Genomic DNA, 18,010 nt, shown 5'->3' on the forward strand with positions numbered 1-18,010 from the left:
GCCGCGCCGCGAAGCCAGCCCCCCGGCCGGCCCCGCGGTTTCCTGGCGGTCCGCCCACGATCAAGCCGCGGCGCGCGCCTGCCGGTAGCTCATCGCCTCCGCCACGTGGACGCGCCGGACCCCCGGCACGCCCTCGAGATCCGCCAGCGTCCGCGCCAGCCGCAGCGCCCGCGACATGCCCCGCGCCGACAGGCCCAGCTTCTCCGCCGCGCGCCCCAGCAATTCGCGCGCCTCCCCGTCCATGGCGGCCGCGCTTTCCAGCGCGTTGCCCTCCGCCTGGGCGTTGAGCCGGATCGGCAGACCCATCGTCGCGAACCGCTCCGCCTGACGATCCCGCGCCGCGGCGACGCGGGCCGCCACCGGGGCCGAGGCCTCCCCGGCCGGAAGCCGCGACAGCTCCACCGCCGGGATCTCCGGCGTCTCGACCACCAGGTCGATGCGGTCGAGCAGCGGCCCCGACAGGCGTTGCTGGTAATCCGCCCCGCAGCGCGGCGCGCGCGCGCAGGCGCGGCCGGGCTGGGCGAGATAGCCGCAACGGCACGGATTCATCGCCGCGATCAGCTGGATGCGGCTCGGATAACGGACGAAGGCGTTGGCGCGGGCGACATAGGTCTCCCCCGTCTCCAGCGGCTCGCGCAGGCCGTCGAGCGCGGCGCGGGCGAATTCGGCCAGTTCGTCCATGAACAGCACGCCGTTATGCGCGAGGCTGATCTGCCCCGGCCCCGCCATGCGCCCGCCCCCGACCAGCGCCGGCATCGAGGCGGAATGGTGCGGGTCGATGAACGGTCGCCGCCGGGTCAGGGGCGCGTTCCCCATGCGCCCGGCGACGGAGCGGACCATGGACAGCTCCAGCGCCTCCTGCGGGCTGAGCGGGGGGAGGATGCCGGGCAGGCGCTTGGCCAGCATGGACTTTCCGACGCCAGGCGGGCCGATCATCAAGAGATTATGGCCCCCGGCCGCCGCGATCTCCAGCGCGCGACGGGCTTTCAGCTGGCCGCGCACATCGGCGAGGTCGGGCCCGTCGGCCAGGTCCTCGGTCCCCGCGGGCTCCGGCCGGGGCAGCGCCTGGCGGCCGGTCAGGTGGTTGACCAGCGCCACCAGGCTCTCGGGCGCGGCGACGTCGACGGCGCCGACGATCGCCGCTTCGGGCCCGTTGGCGAAGGGGCAGATCAGGGCGCGGTCGGCGGCGGCGGCGGCGACGGCGGCCGGCAGAACCCCCTTGCAGGCGGCGATGCGCCCGTCGAGGCCGAGCTCTCCCATCGCGAGGATCCCCGCGGCGGCGTCGGCCGGCACGATCTCCATCGCCGCGAGCAGCGACAGCGCGATGGGCAGGTCGAAATGCGCGCCCTCCTTGGGCATGCCGGCGGGGGCGAGGTTGATGACCACGCGCCGGGGCGGCATCGCCACGCCCATCGAGGTCAGGGCGGCGCGCACCCGCTCGCGCGATTCCGCCACCGCCTTGTCAGGCAGGCCGACGATCTGAAAGCCCGGGACGCCGGCGGAGAGCTGGCACTGCACGTCGACCTCGCGCGTCTCGATGCCTTCGAAGGCGACGCTGAAGCACCTGGCGACCATCCCTCGTCCCTCCGCGACATCACGGCAGAGGACGATGTTTTGGTTAACCCAGGGTTAACAAGGCGGCGAAGCCGGAAAGGAAATCGCCCGACGCATGCAGGGCGCCGGGCGGAAAACTCAGCGCGCCGCGGCGACGCGCGCCTCGACCGCCTTCCAGAACATCTCGGCGATGTTGACGCCGTCGAAGCGTTCCAGCTCCTGCATGCCGGTGGGCGAGGTGACGTTGATCTCGGTCAGCTTGCCGCCGATCACGTCGATGCCGACGAAGATCTGGCCCTTTTCGCGCAGCAGCGGCCCGATCCGGGCGCAGATGGCGCGGTCGGCGTCGTCGAGCGCGATCTTCTCGGGCCGCCCGCCGACATGCATGTTCGACCGGGTCTCGCCCTGCTGGGGCACGCGGTTGATGGCGCCGACGGGCTCGCCCTCGATCAGGATGACGCGCTTGTCGCCCTTCTCCACCGCCGGCAGGAAGGCCTGGGCGATCAGCGGCTCGCGGTTGATGCCGGAGAACAGCTCGTGCAGCGAGGCGAGGTTGCGGTCGGAATGGGCGAGGCGGAACACCCCGGCGCCGCCGTTGCCGTAGAGCGGCTTGAGGATCATCTCCCCATGCTTCTCCTTGAAGGCCCGGAGGTCTTCGAGCGAGCGGGCGACCATGGTGGGCGGCGACAGGTCGGGGAAGTCGAGCACCAGGATCTTCTCGGGGAAATTCCGCACCCAGAACGGGTCGTTGACCACCAGGGTCTTGGGATGGATCCGCTCGAGCATGTGGGTGTTGGTGACGTAGGACATGTCGAAGGGCGGGTCCTGGCGGAGCAGGACCACGTCCATGGTCGAGAGGTCGACGCGGGTCTTCTCACCGACCGAGAAGTGATTCCCCTTCTCGCGGCGCACCGTGAGGGGGCGGCCGCGGGCGAAGACATGGCCCTCGTCGAAGGACAGGTCTTCGGTGTGGTAGTAGAACAGCGAATGGCCGCGGGCCTGCGCCTCCTCCGCCATGCGGAACGTGGTGTCGGCGTTGATGTCGACGTTCTGGATCGGGTCCATCTGGATGGCGATGGAAAGGCTCATGCGCGGGTCTCCCAGCCGGCGCGCGGTCGGCGCCGCGCGGTCGGGGGACAGTCGCGACGCGCCGCGGTCGCGTCAAGGCGGGGCGGCGTTCCGGGGCGGCCTTCCTGACCGCGCCGCGGTCAGGCGAAAGCGTTTTCCAGGATCTCCAGCCGCCCCCACTGGTCGCAGATCGCCAGGTCGAAGCGCCGATCGGCGAAATCCGCGCCCCGCAGATTCAGGAATCGCTGCGAGGCCGCGTCGATCCGCCGGAACTGCGCCGCGGTCACCGCATCCCCCGCTTCGGCGAGGCTGCGTCGCGCCTTGACCTCCACGAAGGCGAACCAGCCGTCGCGCCACAGCACGAGATCGAGCTCCCCGCCGCCATGGATCCGTTCCGCGCGCCAATTCCGCGCCTCCAGCCGCCAGCCTTGCGCCAGGTAGCGGCGCAAGGCCTGATCTTCCGCCGCCGCCCCGCGATGCAGCGAGCGCCGGCCGACGCGCCGTCGCCGGTCCTCGGCCGCCGGAAGCGGCGAAACCACCGGAACCGGCACGGGCATGACCGGCCGCGGCGCCGAAAAATCGAGAGCGAGCTGCATTCGCGTTCTCCAACAGGACCCGCGCAGTGTGCCCGCCCTTGGTTAATCGGAGGTTTCCGACAGCGACAGCGCCCTTGCGTAGACCTCTTTCCGCGGCAGGCCGGTGGCGGCCTGTGCTTCGCGCACCGCGTCCTTGAGGCTCAGCCGCGACAAGGCGTCGACCAGGGCCGCGTCGAGCGCCTCGCCATCGGCCGCCGGCCCGACCCGAGGCGGGCCGATCACCAGCACCACTTCGCCGCGGGGCGGGTCCTCCTCCGCCAGCGCCGCCGCGAGGTCGGCGAGTGGCGCGCGGCGAACCTGCTCGAACCGCTTGGTCAGCTCACGGCACAGGGCCGCCTCACGCCCCGGCCCCAGCACTTCGGCCATGTCGCCCAGCGCCGCGGCGGCGCGCCGCGGGCTCTCCAGAAACACCAATGTCGCGCGGATCCCTGCGATCTCGGCCAGCGCCACCCGCCGCGCCGCGGATTTCGGCGGCAGGAAGCCTGCGAAAAGGAATCGGTCCGTCGGCAGCCCCGACAGGCACAAAGCCGTCAGCACCGAGCTCGCCCCCGGCGCCGCGGTCACCGGCAGCCCCTCGGCCGCCGCGGCGCGCACCAGCTTGAAGCCCGGATCGGCGATCATCGGCGTGCCGGCGTCCGAGACCAGCGCCACGCTCGCGCCTTCGCGCAGCCGGGCGAGGATCTCCGGCCGCGCCGCCTCGCCGTTGCGGTCGTGATAGGCCACGATCCGACGGCCGCCGAGCGGCACCCCGTGCATCCCCATCAGCCGGCGAAGGCTGCGGGTGTCCTCGGCCGCCAGCAGGTCGGCGCGGGCCAGCGTGTCCAGCGCGCGCAGCGTCACGTCGGCGGCGTTGCCGATCGGCGTCGCCACCAGGTGCAGCCCCGCGGGCAGCGGGCCGGCGGGCGTGCGGCGCAGCGGTTCGGGCGCCTCCCCGTCCGCATCCGCATCCGCGTCGAGTTCCGGCGCGCCGCGGCTCTCGGGATCGAGGTGCGCCTCGTCCTCCGGCGTCGACGCCGCCTCGACAGGGTCGGGACCGTCCCACGCCTCCGGTGCGTCGGGGCGTGACCCGGAAGCCTCAACGGCGGGGCCGGGCGGACGGGTCGTCTTTCTTGCGGGGCCGTTTGCGCTCATAGTCCCTCGCCGATCGGGGCTGTCCGGCCTATGTCGGAGAAACCCCTGGGGTGATATTGACGGAGCAGGCATCATGGGCGCGACGACGGTCGATCACAACGGCACGGAGCGGATCCGCTTCCGCAGCCTTCGCCGCGCAGGCTTCGCGCTGGCGGCGCTGACCGCGTCCGCGACGCTCGCGGGCTGCGGCGGCGCCACCCGCACCGGGCCCGTGGCCCAGGCGCCCGGGGCCCAGACCGAAACCGCCCCCGCCCCGGTCCGTCCCGGCGAAGGCGGGCGCGTCGCGCTGACCGAGGCCGCCCCGGTCGCCCTGCTGCTGCCGCTGTCGGCCCCCGACGCCGCCGCCGCCGCCACCGCCCGCGATCTCGCCGACGCGGCCAGGCTCGCCGAGGCCGAGGCCGGCGGGCTGATCCGGCTCGACCTGCGCGACACAAGCGGGGATGAGGCCGCCGCCGTCGCCGCCGCCGCCTCCGCCATGCAGGCCGGCGACGCGCTGGTGCTCGGCCCGCTCTACGGCGCCTACGCCGCCCCGGTGGGGCAGGCGGTCGCCGTCGGCGGGCTCAACGTGATCTCCTTCTCCAATACGCCCTCGGCCGGCGGGGCCAATGTCTGGGTCTCCGGCCTGCTGGCGGATTCCGAGGCCGAGCGGATCCTCGAATACGCCGTGTCCCAGAACATCCGTCACGTCGGGCTCTATTACCCCGACACCGCGCTGGGCGCCGTGTCGCGCCGCGCGGTGACCGAAGCCGCGGCGACGCTCGGCGTCACCGTCGACCCGATCCAGTCCTACCCGCGCAGCTTCGAAGGCATCCAGGACAGCGCCGGCGGCTACGCCCAGGCGCACAAGGCAGCCGGCGCGCAAGCGGCGCTGCTGCCCGACGAGGGCCAGGGCCTGCAGACCGCCGCGTCGTTCCTGCGCTACAATTCGGTCGGCGTCGGGCGGGAGTTCTTCCTGGGCCTCGGCGGCTGGGCCGATCCGGCGCTGGCGCGTGAGACCTCGATGGACGGCGGCCGCTTCGCCGCCCCCGATCCCGCCCGCATGGCCGCCTTCGCGGATCGCTTCCAGGCCGCCTATGGCCGCGCCCCGGGCAAGCTGGCCTGGCTCGGCTACGATGCGGCTTCCGCCGCCGCCGCCATGGTCCGCGCCGCCCGCGCGCGCGGCGACGAGCATCCGTTCGGGCTCGACGACATCACCGCCCCCGGCGGGTTCGTCGGCGTCGCCGGCGCGGTCCGCTTCACCGCCGACGGCCTCAACCGCCGTGAACTCGCGGTGATGCGGGCCACCGGCAACGGCCCGCAGCCGCTCGACGGCGGTCCCGCCGAGCCCCCCGTCGCCGAGGCGCCGTCGGGCGCCCTGCCCGCCGCCGCCGCCGCGCTCGCCACCCTGTCGGGAACCTGAACGCGATGACGACTGGGCGCGACGCCGGCGACCCTCCCGCAACGGTTTCGGTTCTGGCCGACGCCGACCATCGCCGCACGCTGCGCACCGGCGTGACGGCCGGGGTCGGGCCGGCGCCGGGGGCGGAGGACGCGTCCGGGTCCGGCATCGCCCCGGAGACGCCGCTGATCCGCCCGGCGTCGGAGATCCTTCAGGCCGACGCAACGCTCGCCCGGCTCGCCGCCGCCGCCGAGGGCGCGGCGGGCGAGGGCCGCGACGCGATCCGCGCCGCCGCCGCCGCCGTGCTGCGCGATGCGCTGGAAAAGGGTCACGCGGCCATCCGCGAGAGGTTCGAGATCCGCCCCTGGGCGGGCGGCGCCGTCGCCCGTTCCATCGCCTGGCTGACCGACGAGATCGTGCGCCTGGCGCTCGAGGTCGGGCTGCGCTGGCTGCACCCCGCGTCCAACCCCACCGAGGGCGAGCGGGTCGCGGTGCTCGCCGTCGGCGGCTACGGCCGGTTCGAGATGGCGCCCTTTTCCGACGTGGACCTGCTGTTCCTCACCCACTGGAAGCGCACGCCCTGGGTCGAAAGCCTTGTGGAATCCGTGCTTTACCTTCTCTGGGACCTGCGCCTGAAGGTCGGCCATTCCACCCGCACCGTCGACGACTGCGTGCGGCTCGCCGGCTCCGACTACACCATCCGCACCGCGCTTCTGGAACGCCGCTGCATCTCCGGCGATCAGCGGCTGGTGGCCGACCTCGAGACCAAGCTGTGGAGCGGCCTGTTCTCCCGCACCGGCCCCGAATTCGTCGAGGCGAAGCTGGAGGAGCGCGGCCAGCGCCACCAGCGCCAGGGCGGCACCCGCTACCTGCTCGAGCCCAACGTCAAGGAATCCAAGGGCGGGCTGCGCGACCTGCAGACCCTGTGGTGGATCGCCAAATACCTCTACCACGCCGCCTCCCCCCGCGACCTCGCCGACAAGGGCGTGTTCACCGAGGACGAGGTCGCGGTCTTCTCCGAGGCGGAGGAGTTCCTGTGGACGGTGCGCTGTCACCTCCACTACGTCTCGGGCCGGGCGAACGAGCTGCTCAGCTTCGACATGCAGGTCGATGTCGCCCGCCGGCTCGGCTTCGAGGATGCGGGCGGGCAGCGCGCGGTCGAACGCTTCATGCAGCGCTATTTCCAGCACGCCAAGGCGGTGGGGGAGCTGACGCGCATCTTCCTCGCCGCGCTCGAGGCGCAGCATGTGAAGAAGCGGCCGAGCCTCGGCTCGCTGGTCCGCAATCTCGGCTTCGGCGGCGGCTCGCGCGGGACGCCCGGCCCCTTCGTGATGCATGACGGGCGGCTCGACCTGCCCGACGAAAGCGTCATCACCGACGACCCGATCAACATCCTGCGCATCTTCGACGAGGCGCTGCGCACCGACACGCTGATCCACCCGTCGGCGATGCGCACCATCGCGGCCAATCTCGACCTGTTCGACGACAAGCTGCGCGCCAACCCCGTCGCCAACCGCATCTTCCTGCACCTGCTGGTGGATTGCGGCGACCCCGAGCGCGCGCTGCGCCGGATGAACGAGACCGGGGTGCTCGGCGCCTTCATCCCCGAATGGGACCGCATCCACGCGATGATGCAGTTCAACATGTATCACCACTACACGGTGGACGAGCACACGCTGATGGCGGTCTCGATCCTCGCGCGGATCGAACGCGGGCGGCTGAAGGAGGATCTGCCGGTCGCCTCGGGCATCCTCGCCCAGGGCGTGGACCGCGTGCCGCTCTATGTCGCGATGTTCCTGCACGACATCGGCAAGGGGATGGAGCGCGACCATTCCGAAGTCGGCGAGGAGATCGCCCGCGTGGTCTGCCCGCGACTGGGCCTGGACGAGGCGCAGACCGACACCGTGTGCTGGCTGGTGCGCAATCACCTGCTGATGTCGGACGTGGCGCAGAAGCGCGACATCTCCGACCCGACCACGGTGCGCGCCTTCGCGGCGGAGGTGCGGACCCCTTCGCGGCTCAACCTGCTGCTGGTGCTGACGGTCTGCGATATCATGGCCGTCGGCCCGGACGTGTGGAACAACTGGAAGGCGCAGCTGCTGCGTTCGCTTCACCGGCGCACGCGCGAAATGCTGACGGGCGGCTCCGACAGCCAGAGCCGTTCGACCCGCCTGGCCGAGGCGCAGGACGAATTCCGCGCCGCCCTCTCGGACTGGTCGGAGGAGGCGCTGGAGGCGGAGGTCGCGCGCCATTACCGGCCGTTCTTCCTGGGCCTGCCGCTCGACACCCAGCTGGTCTTCGCCCGCATGGGACGCGGCGCGCGGCCCGACCAGGTGATCTCCGACATCACCCCGGACGAAAGCCGCGACGCCACCCGCGCCTGCTTCTACATGTCCGACCATCCCGGCCTCTTCGCCCGCCTCTCCGGCGCGCTGGCGCTGGCCGGGGCCAACGTGCTCGACGCGCGCACCGTGACCAGTTCCGACGGCGTGTCCTGTTCGGCCTTCTGGATCCAGGACGGCGAGGGGAACGCCTACGAAGCCGCCCGCCTCGACCGGCTGCGCAAGTCGGTGGACCGGGCGCTGACCGGCGAGGTGGTGGCCCGCGAGGCGCTGAAGCCCAAGCGCAAGGTCAAGAAGCGCGAGAGCAAGTTCAATGTGCCGACGCGGGTGCTGTTCGATAACGCCTCGTCCGAGCTCTACACCGTGGTCGAGGTCGACACCCGCGACCGGGTCGGGCTGCTCTACGACCTGACCCGGGCGCTCGCCTCGTGCAACGTCACCATCGCCTCGGCGATCATCGCCACCTATGGCGAGCAGGCGGTGGACGTCTTCTACGTGAAGGACCTGTTCGGGCTGAAGATCACCGCCGCGAACAAGATGAAACTGATCGAGACCCGCCTGCGCGCCGCCGTCGAGGCCGCGGCGCCGGAGGCGGACGGGAGCTGAACGCATGACCAGCGGGAACGAGAACGGGTCGGCGCCGGGCGCCGGCCCCTCGGAAGGCGTGCCGGGAGCCGGCGCCGGGACCGGCAAGCCGCGCAAGCCGCCCGCGCAGATGGCCCCCCGCCCGATGCGGCTGATGCGCTCCTTCGCCACCGTCGGCGGCTGGACCATGGCGAGCCGGGTCGGCGGGCTGGCGCGCGACATCCTCGTCGCCGCAGCCCTTGGGGCAGGACCTGCGGCGGAGGCTTTCGTCGCCGCCTTCACGCTCCCCAATCTCTTCCGCCGCTTCTTCGCCGAGGGCGCGTTCAACACCGCCTTCGTCCCGATGTTCTCGCGTCGGCTGGAGACGGGGGGGCCCGACGCCGCCCGCGACTTCGCCGACCAGGCGATGTCGCTGCTGCTGACCGCGCTGCTGGCGCTGACGCTCGCCGCGCAATTCGCCATGCCCTGGCTGGTGCTGGCGCTGGCCTCGGGCTTCGCGGGGGATGAACGCCTGCCGCTCGCCACCGAATACGCCCGCATCGCCTTTCCCTACATCCTGTTCATCTCGCTGGCCGCGCTGCTGTCCGGCGCGCTGAACGCGCTGGGGCGCTTCGCCGCCGCCGCCGCGGCGCCGGTGCTGCTCAACGTCATCCTGATCGGGGCCATCGGCCTCTCCGCCACCGGCGCTTTCGACGGTCTCGCGCCCGAGGGCGCGGCGGAGGGCTATGTGGCAGGCCTGCTGCTGTCCTGGGGCTCGGTGCTGGCCGGCGTGGCGCAGATGGCGCTGGTCTGGCGGGCGGCGGCGAAGGCCGGCATCCCGATCCGCCCCCGCCTGCCCCGCCTGACGCCGGAGATGAAGCGGCTCGCCGCGGTGTTCTTCCCCGCCGCGATGGCCGCCGGCGTCATGCAGATCAACCTCGTGGTCGGCCGGCAGGTGGCGAGCTTCTACGACGGCGCCGTGGCCTGGCTCTACTACGCCGACCGGCTCTATCAGCTGCCGCTCGGCGTCATCGGCATCGCCATCGGCGTGGTGCTGCTGCCCGAGCTTTCGCGACGCCTCGCCGCCGGCGACGCCGCCGGCGGGCGGGAGGCGCTGAGCCGGTCGGCCGAATTCGCGCTGGCGCTGACCCTGCCCTCCACCATCGCGCTGATCGTGATCCCGGGACCGTTGATCTCGGTCCTGTTCGGCCGCGGGGCCTTCGCGCCGGAGGACGTCGCCGCCACCGCGCTCGCCGTCGCCATCTACGGCGCGGGCCTGCCCGCCTTCGTGCTCCAGAAGATCGCCCAGCCGGTGTTCTTCGCCCGCGAAAACACCCGCGATCCGTTCCGCTACGCGCTCTGGGGCATGGCGATCAACGCGGTGGCGGCGGTGGGGCTGACGCCGGTGCTCGGCTTCGCCTCCGCCGCGCTGGCGACGACGCTGGCGGCCTGGGTGAATCTGTGGATGCTGTGGCGCGGCGCCCGCGGGTTCGGCCCCTCCGCCCGGCCCGACGCCCGCCTGATCCACCGCACCCCGCGGATCGTGGCGGCGAGCGTGGCGATGGGGGCGGCGGCCTGGGGAATGGAGGGTCTGCTCGCCCCCGCGCTCGCCCTGCCCGGCTGGCGCTACGCGGCGCTCGCCGCCCTGGTGCTGGGCGCGGCGGCGGTCTACGCCGTGGCGCTGGTTGGCCTCGGCGGCCTGCGGCCCGCCGACCTGCGCGCCGCGATGCGCCGGGGCAAGGGCTGAGGGGGCAGGACCTGAGCGGACCCGCTCAGGCCTTGGGCACCACCAGCCAGGCCACGATCCAGCCGGCGACGAAGCCGCCGAGATGGGTCTGCCAGGCCAGCATTCCCGACAGCGCCACCGAGATCACCACGTTGACCATCAGGAGCGCGAAGAGCGACGAGGCGAACCGGCGCATCGAACCTTCGACGGGGCGGCGGGTGATGAAGGCGAATTCGGCGTATTTCAGCACGCCCATCAGCCCGAACACCACGCCCGAGACGCCGACCATCGGCCCGTCCGAGCTCGCCATCAGCCCGTAGGCGACCGCGCCGGCGACCGCCGTGACCACATAGAACAACAGGTAAAGCCGCACCCCGAAGATGCGCAGCGTCACCATCGACAGGCCGAGGAACGCCGCGCAGTTCAGCGCCAGATGGGTCAGCCCGCCATGCAGGAAGGAATAGGTCAGCAGCGACCACCACACCTGCACCGGCGCCCGCTCGCCCGCCATCATCCGTTCCCACCACGGGTCGAGGAAGGCGAATGCGCGATAGGCGTCCCAGCGCAGCCCCGGCCAGGCGAGCCCGAGATCCGAGACCTGGAAGGCCAGCTCCAGCAGGATGAACACCGCCGCGAAGGCGAAGGCGGTCACGCGATGCGCGGGCAGGACCGGGGGGAGCGGGGGAAACTGGAACATCGCGCCTCGTGCTTCGCCGGCCGCGCCGGCGGACATCTGGTTCAGGACCGGCCGCGCCGGCGCCACGCCGCCGCGCCCGGATGTGGAGAGGGTTGCCGCCGGGGGCGCCTTGACCCCCCCGCCTCCCGCGCCTCATAACGCGGCCGCGCGCGATCCGCGCCGCGACCGGCGCCGGGGCGACGGGAGACGCCGCATCCCGAACCCGCGCCACAGGAGGAACAGGAGAATGAGCGAAGCGCAAGAAGGCGTCGCCGCGCAGGGCGCCCATCCCCGTCGGGTGTTCTCGGGCGTGCAGCCGACCGGCAACCTTCACCTCGGCAACTATCTGGGCGCGGTGAAGCGCTTCGTCCAGATGCAGGACGAATGGGACTGCGAGAAGCTCTTCTGCATGGTCGACCTGCACGCGCTGACCGCGACGGCGGAGCCTGACCCCGCCGCTCTGATCCGCGCCACGCGCGAGCTCGCCGCGGCGTTCATCGCCTGCGGGCTCGATCCCGCCCGCTCGATCCTGTTCAACCAGAGCCGGGTGTCGGCCCATGCCGAGCTCGCCTGGATCTTCAACTGCGTCGCCCGGATCGGCTGGATGAACCGGATGACCCAGTTCAAGGACAAGGCCGGCAAGAACCGGGAGGCGGCCTCGCTCGGCCTCTACGCCTATCCGACGCTGATGGCCGCCGACATTCTCGCCTATCGCGCGACGCATGTGCCGGTGGGCGAGGACCAGAAGCAGCACCTGGAGCTCACCCGCGACATCGCCGCCAAGTTCAACCACGACTACGACCGCCCCGACCATTTCCCGATGGTCGAGCCGATCATCGAAGGCGCGGCGACCCGGGTGATGTCGCTCCGCGACGGGTCGAAGAAGATGTCGAAGTCGGATGTCTCGGACATGAGCCGGATCAACCTGACCGACGACGCCGACGCCATCGCCCAGAAGATCCGCAAGGCCCGCACCGACCCCGAGCCGCTGCCCGAGACGCTGGCCGAGCTGTCCGAACGGCCCGAGGCGCGGAACCTGGTCGGCATCTACGCGGCGCTGGCCGACACGACCGCCGAGGCGGTGGTGACCGAATGGGCCGGGAAGGCGTTTTCGGAGTTCAAGCCGGCGCTGGCCGACCTGTCGGTGTCCAAACTCTCCCCGATCGCCGGCCGGATGCGGGAGCTTCTGGCCGACACCGGCCATATCGACCGGATTCTCGGCGAGGGCGCCGACCGCGCCGCGGCGCTGGCGAGGCCGGTGATGGACGAGACCTTCGACGCCGTGGGCCTGCTCCGCGCCCGCTGATCTCAGGCCTTTGCAACTGAAAAGGGGGCGGGGCCGCGCGGTCCCGCCCCTTCGCGTTTCTCGACCCGGCGGCCCAACCGGAGACGTCACGCCCAGGCGCCCCGTCTCAACCGCCGCGCGGGCGCCCCGCCCCGGCGCGCGCCCCGGCCATCGCGCGGCCCCGGCCGGGATCAGGCGATCCCGACGGCCTTGCGCGCCAGCCCGGGCAGATCCGCGAAATCGGCGAAGCTTCCGAACGGGTTCAGCGCCTCGGGCGTCGACTTCCGGTAGCCGTTCAGGTGCAGCAGGAACGGCAGCCCTCCCGCCACGGCGGTCTCCGCATCGGTCTCGCTGTCGCCGACATAGACCGCCGGCCCCTCGCCCAGCGGGGCCAGCGCCGCGCCGATCACCCGCGGGTCGGGCTTGAGCACTTCCGCCCCGTCCGGCCCCGTCACGCTGTCGCCGCCCACCACATGCTCGACCGCGAAGCCGAGCCCGTCCAGCAGCGCCCGCGCCTTCGCCTCGGTCTTCTGGGTGCACACCGAAATCCGCCACCCCTCGGCCGCCAGCGCCGCCAGCGCGGCCACCGCGCCGGGATAGGCGGTCGAGGCCTCCAGCGGGTCGTAGCCGGCGCGGAACGCCTCGAGGAACGGGGCGACGTCGCCGCCCGGCACGCCGCCGGTATGGGTCAACAGGCGCTCGACCTGCACCCGCTGGCCGCGGCCGACGAAGGTCTTGTAGGTCTCCACATCCACCGGCGCGCGGCCCAGCGCCGCCAGCACCCGGTTTCCGGCTGCGCAAAGGCTCGGCGCGCTGTCGGCCAGCGTCCCGTCCAGATCGCAGACCAGCCGCGGCGCAGCGCGCATCACGCCGCCCCCCGGCCCGGGTCGGCGCGCACGATGCGCCCCACCAGCCGGCGCACCAGCGGCGCCACCACCAGCACGGTCGGGAAGGCCACGGCCCAGGAGGTCGGCCAGGTTCCAGCCAGCCAGACCGCCGCGGCATCGCCCGACACGCCCAGCGCCCGGAAGATCGCGACGCCCGAAACGATGAGGCTCATCAGCCCAGACAGCAGGAATCCGAACAGGATCGGGGCGTAACGCGGGTTCATGCGGGACCTCTCCACTTGATCGAACCGCCGATGGGCGGCGTCTGCTTCGCCGGGACGTCCGACCCGCCGGGCCATGGGCTCAGATCGTCGCGCGGCGGGTCCGGCGCGACAGGATGTAAAGCGTCACCGGCGCCAGCATCAGCGCGGCCGACACCAGCGGCAGCGGGGCCGCGCCCAGCGCCGCGTAACCGATCCCCGCCACCGTCGCGCCCGCCGCCATGCCCAGATAGATCGCCGAGCCGTTCAGGGCCAGCGCCAACGGCGCGCGGTCGCCGGTCTGGCTGACCAGCAGGCCCTGCACCGGCGCCATGTAGCCCATCGAAAGCCCGGTCCACAGCGCCATCACCCCCAGCGCCGAGACCACGTGCCCCGCCGCCAGCGGCATCGCCAGCATGCAGGCGAGGCTGCCCAGCAGGCAGATCATGCAGGTCGCGGCCTCGCCGAACGCCCGACAGGCCATGGCGGCCACCACGTTGCCGACCAGCCCGCCCAGCCCGCAGAGCAGCAGCGCGGGCGGCACGAGGCGGGCGGGCTGCCCCGCGGCTTCGGTCAGCCAGATCGCCATCAGGGCGTAGGTGGAGAACTGGGCGGTGATCGCGAGCCCGGTGACCCCGATGGTCATCGCAGCCGCCTTGTCGCCCAGCACCTCGCCCAGCGCCGCGAGCGAGGCGCGGGCGCCGCGATTGCCCGCCGGCAGCATCGCCCGGATCGTCGGCGCGGCGATCGCCGCCGCCACCGCCAGCGTCCCCCAGGCCCAGCGCCAGCCGAAGCTCTGCGCCAGCTGGCTGGCCAGCGGGATCCCGGCGACGGAGGCGAGCGTCATGCCGCCGAAGACGATGGCGAGCGCGCGGGCCCGCTCCGCCCGCGGCACCATCGAGGCCGCCGCCGCGGTCAGCGTCGGCCCGGTCGCCGCCGCGCCCACCGCCATGATCAGGCGCGAGATCACCACCGTCTCGTAATCCGGCGCCACCGCCGACAGCGCGCAGCCGAGCGCCACCAGCAGGAGCCCCCCGGCGATCACGTCGCGCCGCGCGACATGGCCGATCAGCGCCTGGGCCAGCGGGGCCGCGACCGCGTAGAGCAGCGCGAACACCGTCACCAGCCCGGCGATGGCCGAGGGCGGCACGTCCAGCGCCGCGCCCATCTCCACCACCATCCCCACCGCACCGAGCGAACCGACCCCGATCATGAAATAGGCCCCGCCCAGCGCCGCGAGCGCCATATTGGTCACGCGCCGCGCGGGCGCGTCATCGGCATCATGAGGAATGCAGGTCATGGCGAACGGTCCGGATATGTCTGGAAAGCCGGAGCGGGACGGGCATGCTCCGATGAGATGATATGTATTCCTGACGGGTTTTCGGCAATAGCGACGCCTTGCGCGATTGCGTCGCGGGGCGCGGCCGTGACGTCCAATCGCTTTTATCACTGAAGGTTAACGATATTGCTCAGCAATCTGAGCAAATCCGGACCGCTTGGCCGCCGGCTCAGCCGGCGGCGGGCGCCCCGCAGGGATCGCCGGGAAACTCCACCTCCAGCGTGCCATGGGCGATGCCGAAGCGGCTCCGCAGGATCTCGCGCACCCGCAGCCGGGCGGCGGAGGCCGCGGCGGGGTCGAGCGCCTCCACCACCAGATGCGCCTCCAGCGACAGGCGCCGCTCGTCGATCCGCCACAGATGGACATGGTGGACCGAGGCGACGCCCTCCACCGCCTCCATCGCGCCCAGAACCTCGGCGCGGGCGGGCTCATCGGGGGCGGCGTTCATCAGGATCCGGATGGTCTCGACGATGTCGCCCCAGCAATGCTTCAGGATCCAGCCGGAGATCAGCAGGGTCAGCGCTCCGTCCACCCACATCCAGCCGTAAAGCGCCACCGCGAGCCCCCCCGCGATCACCGCGGCCGAGGCCCCGGCGTCCGCGAGGTTGTGCAGGAAGGCGGCGCGCAGGTTGAGGCTGTCTTTCGCCTGGACCCGGACCAGGGCCGCGGTGCCCAGGTCGATGACCAGCGCCACCGCCGCGATCCACACCACGATCCACCCCTCCACCGGCTGGGGGTCGATCAGACGGGTGACTGCCTCGTAGGCGAGGAACAGCGAGATGATGATCAGCGTGGTCAGATTGATCAGCGCCGCCACCACCTCGGCCCGCGCATAGCCGAAGGTCATCAGCTCGTTCGCCGGACGGCGCGCGATGCGGCGCGCGGCGAAGGCGATGAACAGCGCCATGGCGTCGGAGAGGTTGTGCAGCGCGTCGGCCACCAGCATCAGGCTGCCGGAGGCGAGCCCGCCCACGATCTGCACCACGGTCAGGATCAGATTGACCGCCACCGCCCAGCCGATGCGCCCGTCGCCGGCATGGACGTGCGCATGCGAATGGGAATGCGAATGCCCGTGGGAATGTCCCGGGCCGTGCTTGTGGTCATGCGCCATGCCACGGATATAGCCTGCCCGCCCGTCCGCGTCGCGCGACGCGTCGTCCCGCCCCTTCCGCCGGCCCCCTCGGCCGTCCCGCGCGTCGGCGCCGCCTTTCGCCGGCCTCGGGCCTGTCCTAGTCTCCGCCCCAGCCACAGGAGACGCAAGATGACCGACGCCCCCCCTTCCGCCATCCCGAAACCCGTGGTGCTGGTGATCCTCGACGGATGGGGCCTGCGCGCCGAGACCGAGGGCAACGCCGTCGCCCAGGCCCATACCCCCACCTTCGACGCGCTGATGGCGGACGCCCCGCACTCGACCCTCACCGCCTGCGGCAACGCCGTGGGCCTGCCCGAGGGGCAGATGGGCAATTCCGAGGTGGGCCACACCAATATCGGCGCCGGGCGCATCGTGTGGATGGATCTGCCCAGGATCGACCGCGCCATCGAGGACGGGAGCTTCGCGCAGAACCCGGTGCTGAAGGGCTTCGTCGACAAGCTGAAGGCCTCGGGCGGAGTGGCGCATCTGGCCGGTCTGGTGTCTCCGGGCGGGGTGCACTCGCATCAGCGCCATGTCGCCGAGACGGCGCGGATCATCGCCGCCGCCGGGGCGCCGGTGCGCATCCACGCCTTTCTCGACGGGCGCGACACGCCGCCGAAATCCTCGCCGGGCGACATCGCCTGGCTGGAGGACGCGATCAAGGGGGCGGGCGACATCGCCATCGCCACCGTCTCGGGCCGCTTCTACGCCATGGACCGCGACAACCGCTGGGACCGGGTCAGCCGCGCCTTCGCGGTGATGACGGCGGGCGAGGGCGAGACCGCCGCCACCGCCGCCGAGGCCATCGCCGCCGCCCATGCCGCCGGCGACACCGACGAATTCGTGCCCCCCTGCGCGCTGGGCGGCTATGGCGGGATGAAAGACGGCGACGGGCTCCTGTTCCTCAACTTCCGGGCGGATCGGGCGCGCGAGATCCTCGCGGCGCTGGCCGACCCGGATTTCGACGCCTTCGACGCCTCCGCCCGGCCCCGATTCGCCGCCGTGACCGGGATGGTGGAATATTCCTCCAAGCATAACGAATACATGGAGGTTCTGTTCCCCTCCGAAGAGATCGCGAACACGCTGGGCGGCTGGGTCTCCCGCCACGACCGCACCCAGCTGCGGCTGGCCGAGACCGAGAAATACCCGCACGTCACCTTCTTCCTCAACGGCGGGCAGGAGGAGCCGGAGTCGGGCGAGGACCGCCACGTCGCCCCCTCCCCCCATATCCGCACCTACGATCTGCAGCCCGAGATGGCCGAGCCGGAAGTGACCCATCGCCTGGTCGAGGCGATCCGCGGCGGCAAGCATGACCTGATCGTGTGCAACTTCGCCAATCCGGACATGGTGGGCCATACCGGCGACCTCGGCGCGGCGATCCGGGCTTGCGAGGCGGTGGACGCAGGCCTCGGCAAAGCGGTGCGGGCGCTGGAGGTGGCGGGCGGCGCGATGATCGTCACCGCCGACCACGGCAATTGCGAGACGATGATCGACCCCGAGACCGGCGGCCCTCACACCGCCCATACGCTCAACCCGGTGCCGGTGATCCTGGTGGGCGGACCGAAGGGCTTTCGCCTGCGCGACGGCGGCGTGCTGGGCGACCTCGCGCCGACGTTGCTGGAGCTGATGGCCCTGTCGCAGCCCGACGAGATGACCGGCCGGTCGCTGCTGATCCGCGCCAACGACGCATGAGCCGGGCGCGGGTCAGGGCCGGGATGCCGGGCGGGGCCGCGCCCGCCTCCGGCCGGCCTGCGTCCGGCCTGCGCCGCGGCGATGCGGCGGATGGATTTCCGGGGAGACTGCGAGCGCGCCTCGCTTCGCTCGGGGTTCGTCCTGCGGCCGGAACACGGCTCGCGGAACTGGCGCGGGCGGCGGCGATCTTGGTTCTGGTCGCGGCGGGGCCGGTCCGGGCGCAGGAGGATGCGTCCCGCCTGATCGGCGCCGCAGCGGCGGCGCTGGTCCAGGCGGATCACGGGCTCGCGGCATCTTCGGGCGGCGACGCGGCGCGGCGCCAGGCGGCGGTGGAGCGGGCGACCGCGGCCATCGACCAGGCGCTCGTCGCCATGCGCGCCGGGCTGCGCGCCGCCGCCGCCCGCGAGGCCGTGCTGACCGAAAGCGCGGCGCGCCGCGCT

At 72.5% G+C, this 18,010-nt stretch carries 14 protein-coding genes and 1 pseudogene; 6 read left to right on the forward strand and 9 right to left on the reverse strand.

The window, feature by feature from the left end; all coding sequences use genetic code 11:
• Positions 1-60: 60 nt before the first annotated feature.
• The 4 genes from ACTB72_RS14485 to rsmI form a co-directional block, all read right to left on the reverse strand.
• Positions 61-1,575 carry a YifB family Mg chelatase-like AAA ATPase gene (locus ACTB72_RS14485; RefSeq protein WP_463037709.1) on the reverse strand — a complete coding sequence of 505 codons (1,515 nt, stop codon included), beginning with the start codon at positions 1,573-1,575 and terminating at the stop codon, positions 61-63.
• A 117-nt stretch (positions 1,576-1,692) separates the two neighbouring features.
• Positions 1,693-2,643, reverse strand: coding sequence for a glutathione synthase (gene gshB / locus ACTB72_RS14490; RefSeq protein ID WP_463037710.1), 951 nt, complete (start codon positions 2,641-2,643; stop codon positions 1,693-1,695).
• A gap of 119 nt (positions 2,644-2,762) precedes the next feature.
• On the reverse strand, positions 2,763-3,218 hold the full coding sequence (locus ACTB72_RS14495; protein ID WP_463037711.1) for a YraN family protein: 456 nt from the start codon (positions 3,216-3,218) through the stop codon (positions 2,763-2,765).
• Between the two features lie 42 nt (positions 3,219-3,260).
• The gene (gene rsmI / locus ACTB72_RS14500; protein WP_463037721.1) at positions 3,261-4,133 is read right to left on the reverse strand and encodes a 16S rRNA (cytidine(1402)-2'-O)-methyltransferase; all 873 of its coding nucleotides are present in this window, start codon (positions 4,131-4,133) and stop codon (positions 3,261-3,263) included.
• Between the two features lie 289 nt (positions 4,134-4,422).
• On the opposite strand from rsmI, the gene ACTB72_RS14505 reads away from it, so the two are divergent.
• From ACTB72_RS14505 to murJ, 3 genes are all read left to right on the forward strand, one after another.
• Positions 4,423-5,748, forward strand: coding sequence for a type 1 periplasmic-binding domain-containing protein (locus ACTB72_RS14505; RefSeq protein ID WP_463037712.1), 1,326 nt, complete (start codon positions 4,423-4,425; stop codon positions 5,746-5,748).
• 5 nt (positions 5,749-5,753) lie between these two features.
• Positions 5,754-8,675 (forward strand): [protein-PII] uridylyltransferase, encoded by a 2,922-nt coding sequence (locus tag ACTB72_RS14510; protein ID WP_463037713.1) that lies wholly within the window; start codon positions 5,754-5,756, stop codon positions 8,673-8,675.
• 109 nt (positions 8,676-8,784) lie between these two features.
• Positions 8,785-10,380: a murein biosynthesis integral membrane protein MurJ gene (gene murJ, locus ACTB72_RS14515; RefSeq protein WP_463037722.1), complete on the forward strand. Its 1,596-nt coding sequence runs from the start codon at positions 8,785-8,787 to the stop codon at positions 10,378-10,380.
• A 25-nt stretch (positions 10,381-10,405) separates the two neighbouring features.
• Here the strand turns inward: murJ and ACTB72_RS14520 are convergent, their stop codons facing one another.
• A complete protein-coding gene (locus tag ACTB72_RS14520) occupies positions 10,406-11,056 on the reverse strand; it encodes a rhomboid family intramembrane serine protease (protein WP_463037714.1) in 651 nt (216 codons plus the stop codon).
• A 226-nt stretch (positions 11,057-11,282) separates the two neighbouring features.
• Between ACTB72_RS14520 and trpS the strand changes: the two genes are divergently transcribed.
• Entirely contained in the window at positions 11,283-12,341 is a 1,059-nt protein-coding gene (gene trpS / locus ACTB72_RS14525; RefSeq protein ID WP_463037715.1) for a tryptophan--tRNA ligase, read from the forward strand.
• 170 nt (positions 12,342-12,511) lie between these two features.
• Here trpS and ACTB72_RS14530 read toward each other — a convergent pair whose 3' ends face one another.
• From ACTB72_RS14530 to ACTB72_RS14545, 4 genes are all read right to left on the reverse strand, one after another.
• Positions 12,512-13,186 carry an HAD family hydrolase gene (locus ACTB72_RS14530; protein WP_463037716.1) on the reverse strand — a complete coding sequence of 225 codons (675 nt, stop codon included), beginning with the start codon at positions 13,184-13,186 and terminating at the stop codon, positions 12,512-12,514.
• Positions 13,186-13,431 carry a DUF2798 domain-containing protein gene (locus ACTB72_RS14535; RefSeq protein WP_463037717.1) on the reverse strand — a complete coding sequence of 82 codons (246 nt, stop codon included), beginning with the start codon at positions 13,429-13,431 and terminating at the stop codon, positions 13,186-13,188. Before ACTB72_RS14535 ends, ACTB72_RS14530 begins: the two co-directional genes overlap by 1 nt.
• Before the next feature lie 79 nt (positions 13,432-13,510).
• Complete coding sequence (locus tag ACTB72_RS14540) at positions 13,511-14,707, reverse strand: MFS transporter (protein WP_463037718.1); 1,197 nt, start codon at positions 14,705-14,707, stop codon at positions 13,511-13,513.
• Between the two features lie 208 nt (positions 14,708-14,915).
• Positions 14,916-15,857: a cation diffusion facilitator family transporter gene (locus tag ACTB72_RS14545; RefSeq protein WP_463037719.1), complete on the reverse strand. Its 942-nt coding sequence runs from the start codon at positions 15,855-15,857 to the stop codon at positions 14,916-14,918.
• Between the two features lie 150 nt (positions 15,858-16,007).
• Here ACTB72_RS14545 and gpmI point away from each other — a divergent pair, with 150 nt between their 5' ends.
• Positions 16,008-17,570 (forward strand): 2,3-bisphosphoglycerate-independent phosphoglycerate mutase, encoded by a 1,563-nt coding sequence (gene gpmI / locus ACTB72_RS14550; RefSeq protein WP_463037720.1) that lies wholly within the window; start codon positions 16,008-16,010, stop codon positions 17,568-17,570.
• Between the two features lie 188 nt (positions 17,571-17,758).
• Positions 17,759-18,010: pseudogene (locus ACTB72_RS14555) on the forward strand (hypothetical protein); the annotation flags it as partial.

This window comes from Albimonas sp. (genome assembly GCF_055129145.1).

What these genes read in the sequence shown, in the direction of transcription:
- ACTB72_RS14485 (WP_463037709.1), bottom strand. Translation starts at nt 1,575, where the DNA reads ATGGTCGCCAGGTGCTTCAGCGTCGCCTTCGAAGGCATCGAGACGCGC.
- gshB (WP_463037710.1), bottom strand. Translation starts at nt 2,643, where the DNA reads ATGAGCCTTTCCATCGCCATCCAGATGGACCCGATCCAGAACGTCGAC.
- ACTB72_RS14495 (WP_463037711.1), bottom strand. Translation starts at nt 3,218, where the DNA reads ATGCAGCTCGCTCTCGATTTTTCGGCGCCGCGGCCGGTCATGCCCGTG.
- ACTB72_RS14505 (WP_463037712.1), top strand. Translation starts at nt 4,423, where the DNA reads ATGGGCGCGACGACGGTCGATCACAACGGCACGGAGCGGATCCGCTTC.
- ACTB72_RS14510 (WP_463037713.1), top strand. Translation starts at nt 5,754, where the DNA reads ATGACGACTGGGCGCGACGCCGGCGACCCTCCCGCAACGGTTTCGGTT.
- murJ (WP_463037722.1), top strand. Translation starts at nt 8,785, where the DNA reads ATGGCCCCCCGCCCGATGCGGCTGATGCGCTCCTTCGCCACCGTCGGC.
- ACTB72_RS14520 (WP_463037714.1), bottom strand. Translation starts at nt 11,056, where the DNA reads ATGTTCCAGTTTCCCCCGCTCCCCCCGGTCCTGCCCGCGCATCGCGTG.
- trpS (WP_463037715.1), top strand. Translation starts at nt 11,283, where the DNA reads ATGAGCGAAGCGCAAGAAGGCGTCGCCGCGCAGGGCGCCCATCCCCGT.
- ACTB72_RS14530 (WP_463037716.1), bottom strand. Translation starts at nt 13,186, where the DNA reads ATGCGCGCTGCGCCGCGGCTGGTCTGCGATCTGGACGGGACGCTGGCC.
- ACTB72_RS14535 (WP_463037717.1), bottom strand. Translation starts at nt 13,431, where the DNA reads ATGAACCCGCGTTACGCCCCGATCCTGTTCGGATTCCTGCTGTCTGGG.
- ACTB72_RS14540 (WP_463037718.1), bottom strand. Translation starts at nt 14,707, where the DNA reads ATGACCTGCATTCCTCATGATGCCGATGACGCGCCCGCGCGGCGCGTG.
- ACTB72_RS14545 (WP_463037719.1), bottom strand. Translation starts at nt 15,857, where the DNA reads ATGGCGCATGACCACAAGCACGGCCCGGGACATTCCCACGGGCATTCG.
- gpmI (WP_463037720.1), top strand. Translation starts at nt 16,008, where the DNA reads ATGACCGACGCCCCCCCTTCCGCCATCCCGAAACCCGTGGTGCTGGTG.